The following is an 11,994-nucleotide window of genomic DNA, read 5'->3' on the forward strand; positions in this document are numbered from 1 at the left end:
TGCCGGATAGCGGCGTTACCGCCTAATCCGGCTTACAAAACGACAGGTCAACGATTCAGGCTAACGCTTTGGTTACCTTCTCGAACAGATCGCCGGAGAGATTCTCCAGACCTTTCAGCTGTTCCAGCGCCGCGCGCATCTGCGTCTGACGTTTTGCATCATACCGTTTTAAGCGAATCAGCGGCTCAATCAGACGTGACGCCACCTGCGGGTTACGGCTATTGAGTTCAGTCAGCATGTCGACCAGGAACTGATAGCCGCTGCCATCTTCCGCATGGAATGCCGCCGGGTTGCTGCCCGCAAAGGCGCCAATCAGAGACCGGATTCGGTTCGGGTTACTCATACTGAAGGAACGGTGCTTCAGTAAGCCACGTACCGTTTCCAGCACGTTTCTCGCCGGGCTGGTGGATTGCAGGATAAACCATTTGTCCATCACCAGACCGTCATGATGCCACTTATCGTCATACTCCTGCATTAGCGTGTCGCGGCAAGGCAGTTGCGCCGCGACTGCCGCGGACAGCGCCGCCAGCGCATCGGTCATATTGTTTGCTTCACGGTACTGCTTGCTGACCAGCGTGTCGGCCAGATGGGTTTCGCCAAAGGCCAGGAAACGCAGGCAGGCATTACGTAGCGTACGCTTGCCAATATCGGCATGCTCAACGCGGTACTCATCAAGATGATTAGCGTTATAGATGGCGAGGAATTCATCCGCCAGTTCTGCCGCCAGCGTGCGAGTTAACGCTTCACGTACTTCCGTTATTGCCACCGGATCGATGATGTCGAACAGTTCAGCAATTTCATTCACCGAAGGCAGCGTCAGAATCTCTGCCGCCAGTGCCGGATCGATTTTCTCATCCAGCAAAATCGCCCGGAATGCATCGGCCACGTGTACCGGCAGGGACAGCGGCTGTCCCTGCTGATGGCGGGCTACGTTGAGCTTAATATAGGTCGCCAGCAAGCTTTGCGCCGCGTCCCAACGAGAGAAATCGTTACGCGCATGACGCATCAGGAAGGTCAGTTGCTGATCGCTCCATTTGTATTCCAGTTTTACCGGTGCGGAGAATTCGCACAGCAGTGCCGGAACCGGCTGGAAGTAGACGTTATCGAAGACAAACGTCTGCTCAGCCTGGGTGACATTGAGTACGGAATTCACCGGGTGCCCGCCTTTTTGCAGCGGGATCACTTTCCCTTGGTTGTCATACAACTCGAGGGCGAAAGGAATATGCAGCGGCTGTTTTTCGGCCTGATCCGGCGTGGCCGGCGTGCGCTGGCTGATAGTCAGCGTGTACTGCTCAGTGGATGGATTGTAGTCATCACGCACGGTCAGAATCGGCGTACCGGACTGACTGTACCAGCGGCGGAAATGCGAAAGATCGACGTTGGACGCATCTTCCATCGCCTGCACGAAATCATCACAGGTTGCAGCGCTGCCGTCATGACGCTCAAAGTACAACTGCATCCCTTTCTGGAAGTTAGCCTCACCGAGCAGGGTGTGGATCATACGAATAACTTCAGCGCCCTTTTCGTACACGGTCAGGGTATAGAAGTTGTTCATTTCAATGACCATATCCGGACGGATAGGATGCGCCATTGGGCTGGCATCTTCGGCAAACTGCAGGCCGCGCATGGTGCGCACATTGCTGATCCGGTTTACCGCGCGTGAGCCGAGATCGGAACTGAACTCCTGATCGCGGAACACGGTTAATCCCTCTTTCAGGCTCAACTGGAACCAGTCGCGACAGGTCACGCGGTTGCCGGTCCAGTTGTGGAAATATTCGTGACCGATGACGCGCTCAATATCGAGGTAGTCTTTGTCGGTGGCGGTATCGGTACGTGCCAGCACATATTTGGAGTTAAAGATGTTCAGACCTTTATTCTCCATCGCCCCCATGTTGAAGAAATCGACCGCGACAATCATATAAATGTCGAGGTCATATTCGAGGCCAAAGCGCTCTTCATCCCATTTCATGGAGTTTTTCAGCGAGGTCATCGCCCACGGCGCGCGGTCCAGGTTGCCGCGATCGACGTACAGTTCCAGCGCCACTTCACGCCCGGAACGGGTGGTAAAGGTGTCGCGCAGGACGTCGAAATCACCGGCTACCAGCGCAAACAGATAACACGGTTTCGGGAACGGATCCTGCCACTGTACCCAGTGACGACCATTTTCCAGTTCCCCCTGCGCCACGCGGTTACCGTTGGAGAGCAGGAACGGATATTGGGTTTTATCGGCGATAATTTTGGTGGTAAAACGCGCCAGGACATCCGGCCTGTCGAGATACCAGGTAATATGGCGGAACCCTTCCGCTTCACACTGGGTGCACAGCGCGTTGCCGGACTTGTACAGTCCTTCCAGCGCGGTATTGGCCGCCGGGCTAATTTCATTCACGATACGCAGCGTAAAACGTTCCGGCAGTTGACTGATGACCAGAGCGCCCTCTTCTTCTTTATACTCTGCCCACGGCTCGTCGTTCACGTGGATCGACACCAGGGTCAGATCTTCGCCATTCAGGCGCAGGGGCGCATCGGACGCGCCATGACGGACAGCCTGGCTCACGGCGGTGACCACGGTTTTTTCAGCATCCAGGTCAAAGGTCAAGTCAATATCAGTAATCTGGTAATCCGGCGCACGATAGTCGTGACGGTATTTGGCTTGTGGCTGTTGTGTCATAAAAAACCTTTAGCATCTTTGGTAGAGTCTCGTCTTCAGTCTATTCCTGTTGCGTAAATCGCGCTACGCAGAATGTTCATCTTTTCAGGCACAAACACCCTTTTTGCTACATTTTTATAACACGCGGCACGAATTGCCCTCGACCAGAAAGACAGCTTATGGTGTGATCGGGGTTCAATAAATCGCTAAACAAGGTATACTCCAGCGGTTTTCTTAGTTGTTTATTGTACTAAACGCTCCCGTGAGAGGATGCTACTGCGCACCTATGACACAATTCGCTTCTCCTGTTCTGCACTCGCTGCTGGATACAGACGCTTATAAGTTGCATATGCAGCAAGCCGTTTTTCACCACTACTATGATGTACAAGTAGCGGCTGAATTTCGTTGCCGTGGCGATGACCTGCTCGGTATTTATGCCGATTCTATTCGTGAGCAGGTGAATGCTATGCAACACCTGCGACTGCAGGAGGACGAGTACCAGTGGCTCTCCGGCCTGCCTTTCTTTAAAGCTGATTACCTCACCTGGTTACGTGATTTCCGCTATAACCCGGAACAGGTTTGCGTCACCAATGATAACGGTAAGCTGAACATCCGCTTAACCGGGCCGTGGCGTGAAGTGATCATGTGGGAAGTCCCGCTGCTAGCGGTTATCAGCGAGATGGTACACCGTTACCGTTCGCCCGAATCCGGCGTCCCGCAGGCACTCGATGAGCTGGAAAGCAAACTAGTAGAATTCTCTGCTTTAACGAAAGATGTCGATATGTCCCGCTTCCATCTGATGGATTTCGGTACGCGTCGTCGTTTTTCACGTGAAGTACAGCAGGCTATTGTTAAACGCCTGCAGCGAGAGCCCTGGTTTGTCGGCACCAGTAACTACGATCTGGCCCGCCGCCTGTCATTAACCCCAATGGGCACGCAGGCGCATGAGTGGTTCCAGGCTCATCAGCAAATCAGCCCTGAGCTTGCCACCAGCCAGCGCGTTGCCCTGGCCGCCTGGTTAAATGAATATCCTGACCAACTCGGCATTGCGCTGACCGATTGCATCACCATGGATGCGTTTTTACGCGACTTTGGCGTCGAGTTTGCGACCCGCTATCAGGGTTTACGCCATGACTCAGGCGACCCGGTGGAATGGGGTGAAAAAGCCATCGCCCATTATGAAAAACTGGGCATTGATCCGCTGAGCAAAACGCTGGTGTTTTCAGATAACCTCGATTTGAAAAAAGCGATTGAGCTCTACCGCCACTTCTCTTCTCGTGTGCAGTTGAGTTTTGGTATTGGCACACGTTTAACCTGTGATATTCCCCAGGTTAAGCCGCTCAATATTGTAATCAAGCTGGTGGAATGTAACGGCAAACCTGTGGCGAAGTTATCTGATAGCCCGGGTAAAACCATCTGCCACGATAAAGCGTTCGTGCGCGCGCTACGCAAAGCCTTCGATTTGCCGCATATTAAAAAAGCCAGTTAAACCTTTCAGGGAGCCAGTTTGGCTCCCTTTTCACGCTAATTTCCGAAATCTTTCACTCCAGCTACGAATTCTGCTTGTCTGATTGCAGATGCCAGGTAACATAGGTATCCCCCCATTACGGGTGGACATGTGTTTATATATCCGACTATTAACAGAGAGAATATTATGAGCGTTGTGCCTGTAGCCGACGTACTCCAGGGCCGCGTAGCCGTTGACAGCGAAGTCACCGTGCGCGGATGGGTGCGTACCCGCCGAGATTCAAAAGCTGGCATCTCCTTCCTCGCCGTTTATGACGGTTCCTGCTTTGATCCTGTACAGGCCGTCATCAATAATTCTCTGCCCAATTACAATCAGGACGTACTGCGCCTGACGACGGGTTGTTCAGTTATCGTAACGGGTAAAGTCGTTGCATCTCCTGGACAAGGACAGAGCTTTGAAATTCAGGCCACTGAGGTTGAAGTAGTCGGCTGGGTTGAAGATCCTGATACCTATCCAATGGCGGCTAAGCGTCACAGCATTGAGTATCTGCGTGAAGTGGCGCACATGCGCCCACGTACCAACATGATTGGTGCCGTCGCGCGTGTACGTCATACGCTGGCGCAAGCGCTGCATCGTTTCTTCCACGAGCAGGGTTTCTTTTGGGTCTCCACGCCGCTGATCACTGCCTCCGACACCGAGGGTGCTGGTGAAATGTTCCGCGTGTCTACGCTGGATCTGGAAAACCTGCCGCGTAACGATCAGGGCAAAGTCGATTTCGACAAAGACTTCTTTGGTAAAGAAGCCTTCCTGACCGTTTCCGGTCAGCTGAACGGCGAAACCTACGCCTGTGCTCTGTCCAAAATTTATACCTTTGGCCCGACGTTCCGTGCAGAAAACTCTAATACCAGTCGTCACCTGGCAGAGTTCTGGATGCTGGAACCGGAAGTGGCTTTCGCCGACCTGAACGATGTTGCAGGCCTGGCTGAAGCGATGCTGAAGTACGCGTTCAAAGCCGTACTGGCTGAGCGTGCGGATGATATGAAATTCTTCGCCGAACGTGTCGACAAAGACGCGATTTCACGCCTGGAACGTTTCATTGAGGCTGACTTCGCGCAGGTGGATTACACCGACGCGGTAAGCATTCTGGAAAAATGCGGCAAACAGTTCGAAAACCCGGTTTACTGGGGTGTGGATCTGTCTTCTGAGCACGAACGTTACCTTGCTGAAGAGCACTTTAAAGCGCCGGTCGTCGTTAAAAACTACCCGAAAGATATCAAAGCGTTTTATATGCGCCTTAACGAAGACGGTAAAACCGTTGCAGCAATGGACGTCCTGGCTCCAGGAATCGGTGAAATCATCGGTGGTTCTCAGCGTGAAGAGCGTCTGGACGTCCTGGATGCCCGTATGCTGGAAATGGGTCTGAACAAAGAAGATTACTGGTGGTATCGCGACCTGCGTCGCTACGGTACCGTTCCACATTCCGGCTTCGGTTTGGGCTTTGAGCGTTTGATCGCTTACGTTACCGGCGTGCAGAACGTCCGTGACGTTATTCCGTTCCCGCGTACCCCGCGTAACGCCACGTTCTAACCCTGCATTTTTGATACAAAAGCCAGCATTGCTGGCTTTTTTTGTCACCGCTTCACGTTTTGGGATCCCCCTCCCGCGTTTAACACAACCCTTCGCCTTCCCCCTTCCTGTTACGTAATATTTCACCGCAACATATTTGAACAAAAAAAAATCAGCACTTTTATTGTGGATTAGCATTTTCTGATTAAATAGTACATTTTCTGACCATTTGCACGGCATTCCAGACGTCCAGAAATAGCTATCTGTAAACCATGAACTTTATGGCAGAACAGAGAAAAAAGGAGTTTATCTAAATTAAATATAAGAAAATCATATAAATAGAAATAGAAGTGGTGATTTTTAGCGCACGGACATCTGAAATTTGAAGTTGTTCACAAAGTTGCACAAAAATAACATTTTGTTACACACTTTTTCTTTTTGAAACCAAATCTTTATATTTGTAGCACTTTTACGGTAGCGAAACGATAGTTTGAATGGAAAGATGCCTGTCAGACACATAAAGACACCAAACTCTCATCAATAGTTCCGTAAATTTTTATTGACGGAAATTATTGGCGGCAGTGGCAGGTGTCATATAAAAACCGATGAGGGTAATAAATAATGATGAAGCGCAATATTCTGGCAGTGGTTATCCCTGCTCTGCTGGTAGCCGGGGCAGCTAACGCTGCAGAAATCTATAACAAAGATGGCAACAAAGTAGACCTGTACGGTAAAGCAGTAGGTCTGCACTATTTTTCCAAGCACAACGGTGACAATGCCTACGCACCTAATGGCGATCAGACTTACGCCCGTCTTGGTTTCAAAGGGGAAACTCAGATTAACGACCAACTGACCGGTTACGGCCAGTGGGAATACCAGTTCAGTGGCAATAACTCTGAAGGCGGTGATGATGCTCAGAATGGCAACAAAACCCGTCTGGCGTTTGCCGGTCTGAAATTCGGTGATGCAGGCTCCTTCGATTACGGTCGTAACTACGGCGTCGTTTACGATGCACTGGGTTACACCGATATGCTGCCAGAATTCGGTGGTGACACTGCTGCTTCCGACCAGTTCTTCTCCCAGCGTAACGGCGGTCTCGCAACTTACCGTAACTCTAACTTCTTCGGTTTGGTTGAAGGCCTGAACTTCGCTGTTCAGTACCTGGGCAAAAACGAGCGTGATGACGTTCGTCGCTCTAACGGTGATGGCGTTGGCGGTTCTGTTAGCTACGAATTCGAAGGCTTTGGTATCGTAGGTGCGTATGGCGCGGCTGATCGTACCGATGCCCAGCAAAACCCACTTCTGCGTGGCCACGGCGACAAAGCTGAGCAGTGGGCGACCGGCTTGAAATACGATGCTAACAACATCTACCTGGCGGCGAACTACAGCGAAACCCGTAACGCAACCCGTATCGCTAACGGTTATGCTAACAAAACTGAAGACGTCCTGTTGGTTGCTCAGTACCAGTTCGACTTCGGCCTGCGTCCGTCCCTCGCCTATACCAAATCTAAAGGTAAGGACATCGAAGGAATCGGCGACGTAGATCTGGTGAACTACTTCGAAGTGGGTGCGACTTACTACTTCAACAAAAACATGTCCACCTATGTTGATTACATCATCAACCAGATCGATTCTGACAACAAACTGGGCGTAGGCTCTGACGACACCGTTGCAGTGGGTATCGTTTACCAGTTCTAATAGCAGACCTCTTTGTTAAATGCCTAAAAAACAGGACTTCGGTCCTGTTTTTTTATCTCTGCTAGCGGATTCTTGCGTCTTAAAAAAACACCTCGGCTTTTCGTCAGTAACGGTTGGCATTTTGTAAATCTACCGTTAACCTGATAGCGGACTTCCCTTCTGTAATCACTATGGAACCTCGTCATGTTTGAGAACATTACTGCCGCTCCTGCCGACCCCATTTTGGGTCTGGCTGATTTGTTTCGTGCCGATGACCGCCCAGGAAAAATAAACCTTGGGATCGGTGTATATAAAGATGAGACAGGCAAAACGCCGGTACTGACCAGCGTTAAAAAAGCCGAGCAATATATTCTGGAAAATGAAACCACCAAAAATTACCTTGGCATCGACGGTATTCCAGAGTTTGGTCGCTGCACTCAGGAATTACTGTTTGGTAAAGAAAGTTCGCTTATCAACGACAAACGTGCGCGTACAGCACAGACCCCTGGCGGCACTGGCGCACTGCGTGTGGCCGCTGATTTCCTGGCAAAAAACACCTCAGCTAAACGCGTATGGGTGAGCAATCCAAGCTGGCCAAACCATAAGAGCGTCTTTAACTCTGCCGGTCTGGAAGTTCGTGAATACAACTATTACGATGCCGCGAACCACTCATTAGACTTTGATGCGCTGCTGGCAAGCCTCAGCGAAGCGCAGGCTGGCGACGTGGTGTTATTCCACGGCTGCTGCCATAACCCAACCGGTATCGATCCTACGCTGGAGCAGTGGCAAACGCTGGCTCAGCTTTCTGTCGAAAAAGGTTGGTTGCCGCTGTTTGACTTCGCATACCAGGGCTTTGCCCGCGGTCTGGAAGAAGATGCAGAAGGTCTGCGCGCATTCGCTGCGCTGCACAAAGAGCTGATCGTCGCCAGCTCCTACTCCAAGAACTTTGGTCTGTACAATGAGCGCGTAGGCGCCTGTACGCTGGTTGCAGCCGATGCTGAAACCGTCGACCGCGCGTTTAGCCAGATGAAGTCCGTCATTCGTGCCAACTATTCCAACCCACCAGCACACGGTGCGTCGGTTGTGGCAACCATCCTGAGCAACGATGCCCTGCGCGCTATCTGGGAGCAGGAACTGACTGATATGCGTCAACGCATCCAACGCATGCGTTTGCTGTTTGTGAATACGCTGCAGGAGAAAGGTGCGAATCGCGACTTCAGCTTTATCATCAAACAGAACGGCATGTTCTCATTCAGCGGCCTGACCAAAGAGCAGGTTCTGCGTCTGCGTGAAGAGTTTGGTGTCTATGCCGTCGCTTCCGGACGTGTGAACGTAGCAGGAATGACGCCAGATAACATGGCGCCGCTGTGCGAAGCGATTGTCGCAGTACTGTAATCTATCGCGTACTAAAAAGGCCGCAATAGCGGCCTTTTTCATTTATCTGCGGTGTTACCAGACAGGCATTTCATCCTGCAGGAACGGATTATGTAGCCGTTCGTTGCCCAACGTCGAAAGTGGGCCGTGACCCGGAATAAACGTCACGTCATCGCCCAACGGCAACAGTTTACGTTTAATCGAATCAATCAATTGACTATGATCTCCGCGAGGAAAATCGCTGCGCCCTACGCCGCCTTTGAAAATCACGTCACCAGAAATCAGTAGCTTTGATTGTTCATCAAAGAAGACCACATGTCCCGGCGTGTGGCCCGGGCAATGCAGTACCTGCAACGTCACGTTACCCACGCTTACCCGGTCGCCTTCATTCAACCAGCGATCGGGCGTCAGCGGCTCACAATCGCCCAGGCCAAACATGCGACTCTGAGCAGGAAGTCCTTGTAACCAGAACTCATCTTCTTTTTCCGGACCAATAACCGGTACACCATAATGCTGTGCCAGTTCAGCCGCCGCACCTACGTGATCAAGATGACCATGGGTGAGCAGGATCTGCATTAGCGTCAGGCCACTGGTATCGACTTCCTGTTTGATTTTCTCAGCATCGCCGCCGGGATCGACCAGCGCAGCCAGACGGGTTTGCTCACACCAGATTAACGAGCAGTTCTGGGCGAATGCAGTGACCGGAATAATACGATAGTTCATACGGCTCCTGTTTCATTAAGCTTATGGATCACCAATGACGCGCCGGTCCGGTGTCAATATGCACAAAGTTACTGCGTGGGTAGTATCCTACACCACCTGCGCGCATAGATAACGCAGCTTTGCGAATATTACTTAATGCGATGCCTTCAATATGGAAATCCATGGCCTGCCCTTTCGTGTGGTAGCTTTTCTTTGCCACACCGCGGCTGTGCGCACGTAATTCATTATTGGTATCAATAGAGCGGTAACCAGAAATAAGCTGTACGGGTTTACGCGTGCCCAGCAGGCCCTGCAGACGGAAGAGTTGATCGAACAATCCCGGATCGATGGATTTCACTTTATTCGCACGAAAATCACGGAAAAAGTGATTAAGTTTAGCTAATTCGTCCTGAATATAGCCCCTGCCATCAAAAAACTCTGCTTTTATTGACTCACCGGTATGCAGGTTATTCAGAGTCAAAATGCGCGGACGTGGGGTAGAGAGTGTAGCAAACGCAGGCGTAGGCAGGATGGCAGCGCCGAGGGCAATACCACCAAGCGCCAGCAGTTTGCGGCGATTAGCGTCAAATTTGTCCATGGTTTTAAGGTCTACAAGGTCAATGTTATCGTATGTATGCTCTAGCGCACGCGGGAAACCTTATCTGGCTAAGTAGTCCACGTCAAGGCTCCCAACCCCAGGAAATACGGGGCTTGCAGCCATTTCGCCCCGTTTCCAGCATAACTTACGACAATTATTTTCCTCGAACTGCTTCATTTATCTGATTAATTGTTCAGCTTTTGACACAATTTGTGCACTGGATCGCGCTGTCTGATCGTAATTGTAAATATCTGTACGATATTGCGTGCGACCATCCGGGCCAACAAATGCGGTCAGATAGTAGAGGTTGACGGGGATATTCTGGCGAATATTCACGTACCTTGTGTCCCCTTGCTTCAGGGCATCCGAGATGCGCGTATCATTCCACCCCGCATCCTGTAGCAGCATATTCGCCAGCTCAGATGCCTTGTTCACGCGCACGCAGCCGGAGCTTAACGCCCGCGAATCCTTCTGGAACAGAGTGTGGTTCGGCGTATCGTGCAGATAAATAGCGTCCGAACTCGGCATATTGAATTTATAGCGTCCGAGCGAGTTACGCGCTCCCGGAGCCTGCTGGAAGCGGAACGGCAGATTGGAGGCGGTGATGGTGGCCCAGTCAACCTGCCACGGATCTATCGTCTCTTTGCTGTTCCAGCCGCGCATTACGGTATAGCCGTGACGCTCAAGATACCCCGGGTCATTCCAAACCTTAGGCAGAATATCCTTCCGGGCCAGCGTCGGCGGCACATTCCACGGCGGGTTAACGACCACGTTATTCAGCGCACTGCTCATCATCGGCGTTTTACGATCGGGACGTCCGACGATAACGCGCGAGGCCAGTACCTGATTGCCGTTTTGATAATACACCAGCGAGTAGGCAGGAATATTCACCATGATACCGGTAGACAGCGTACCCGGCAGCAGGCGCAAGCGCTGAATATTTAACGCCAGTACGCCCGCACGTTGAGCGGGCGTCACGTTCAGCCAGTCACGCGTGGCAGGGCCAATCGCGCCATCGGCCCCAAGCCCCTGCCACGTCTGAAAACGCTTAACCGCGTCAACAAGTTCACGATCGTAAGCGCTACGGCCTTCTTTGGCAGCCGTACTGACAACAGACTCCAGCATCCCGGTACGGCGCAAAATTTCACGCAGCGCAGGGATATCCTTACTCCACTCCCCTGGACGCAGCGTCGCGGTACTGGTCAGTTGCGGCCAGGGCCGCGTATCGCCCACCAGCTTGAGCAGCGATTCATGCATTGCTGCGTACTGCGGATGTTGCGGTGCCAGGCTGGCGACAAACGAAGTCAGTTGACCGTTATCCAGCGCGACTTGCCATTGGTTGATCACGGAAATCGGCGGCGTCGTCAGCGCATAGGGCTTATCGCTATAGAGCCAGCGATTACCTTTGACGGGGATGTTGGCAATAAAGTGCAGATACCCCATCATCGCATCTGAGAGCACGATATCTCGCGCCTGACCGGTTACTGCCGGGTCAGTCAGTAAAGCGACCCAGGTGGTGAACTGCGGCTGAAAGCCGGCAATCGCCACTTCAGCTAACTGTTGCTGAAAGGCTTTTACCGCATCACGATTTTCCCACATCGGTTTCATTTCGCGTGCGGCATACAGCAGTTCCAGTTGGCTCATATAAACCGGTGTGAAGCCCGCAGGAAGTTGAGATTGTAATTCGGCGCGGGCTTTATCAACTGACACGCCCTCGGGCAGCGGTTGGATACCTGCCATGATAGCCGTCGCGGAAGATTGAGCCTGCGGCTGCGATAACGCTGTTGGCTGTTCACTGACGGTCGCTGAGCTATCGCCAGGGATCATTTCAGGCTCATCGGCCTGCGCATTGAACAGTGGAGCGAATGTTACGGCCAGGCACAAACTAATTGCCGACAGCCGACGACCACACATTTTATTAAGCAACATCCCTTGCCCCCTGTTTTTTTATCATACTTTGAG

General features: G+C 51.9%; 8 protein-coding genes. 4 read left to right on the forward strand and 4 right to left on the reverse strand.

Annotated elements, in window-relative coordinates; all coding sequences use genetic code 11:
* Positions 1 to 55: 55 nt before the first annotated feature.
* On the reverse strand, positions 56 to 2,668 hold the full coding sequence (gene pepN, locus HV345_RS15180; protein WP_181635764.1) for an aminopeptidase N: 2,613 nt from the start codon (positions 2,666 to 2,668) through the stop codon (positions 56 to 58).
* A 265-nt stretch (positions 2,669 to 2,933) separates the two neighbouring features.
* Between pepN and pncB the strand changes: the two genes are divergently transcribed.
* From pncB to aspC, 4 genes are all read left to right on the forward strand, one after another.
* Entirely contained in the window at positions 2,934 to 4,136 is a 1,203-nt protein-coding gene (pncB, locus tag HV345_RS15185; RefSeq protein ID WP_016152465.1) for a nicotinate phosphoribosyltransferase, read from the forward strand.
* A 165-nt stretch (positions 4,137 to 4,301) separates the two neighbouring features.
* Positions 4,302 to 5,702 carry an asparagine--tRNA ligase gene (gene asnS / locus HV345_RS15190; protein WP_181635765.1) on the forward strand — a complete coding sequence of 467 codons (1,401 nt, stop codon included), beginning with the start codon at positions 4,302 to 4,304 and terminating at the stop codon, positions 5,700 to 5,702.
* Between the two features lie 600 nt (positions 5,703 to 6,302).
* Positions 6,303 to 7,379: a porin OmpF gene (gene ompF / locus HV345_RS15195; protein WP_016156126.1), complete on the forward strand. Its 1,077-nt coding sequence runs from the start codon at positions 6,303 to 6,305 to the stop codon at positions 7,377 to 7,379.
* Positions 7,380 to 7,562: 183 nt separating this feature from the next.
* Positions 7,563 to 8,753 (forward strand): aspartate transaminase, encoded by a 1,191-nt coding sequence (gene aspC / locus HV345_RS15200; protein WP_016152462.1) that lies wholly within the window; start codon positions 7,563 to 7,565, stop codon positions 8,751 to 8,753.
* Between the two features lie 54 nt (positions 8,754 to 8,807).
* Here aspC and HV345_RS15205 read toward each other — a convergent pair whose 3' ends face one another.
* The 3 genes from HV345_RS15205 to ldtD all read right to left on the reverse strand — a co-directional run bounded on the left by HV345_RS15205 (position 8,808) and on the right by ldtD (position 11,961).
* The gene (locus HV345_RS15205; RefSeq protein ID WP_181635766.1) at positions 8,808 to 9,455 is read right to left on the reverse strand and encodes an MBL fold metallo-hydrolase; all 648 of its coding nucleotides are present in this window, start codon (positions 9,453 to 9,455) and stop codon (positions 8,808 to 8,810) included.
* Between the two features lie 28 nt (positions 9,456 to 9,483).
* Positions 9,484 to 10,032 (reverse strand): YcbK family protein, encoded by a 549-nt coding sequence (locus HV345_RS15210; protein ID WP_016152461.1) that lies wholly within the window; start codon positions 10,030 to 10,032, stop codon positions 9,484 to 9,486.
* A gap of 177 nt (positions 10,033 to 10,209) precedes the next feature.
* Entirely contained in the window at positions 10,210 to 11,961 is a 1,752-nt protein-coding gene (gene ldtD, locus HV345_RS15215) for a L,D-transpeptidase (RefSeq protein WP_016152460.1), read from the reverse strand.
* Positions 11,962 to 11,994 lie beyond the last annotated feature (33 nt).

This window comes from Citrobacter sp. RHBSTW-00986 (assembly GCF_013783065.1).
Taxonomy (GTDB): Bacteria; Pseudomonadota; Gammaproteobacteria; order Enterobacterales; family Enterobacteriaceae; genus Citrobacter; species Citrobacter braakii.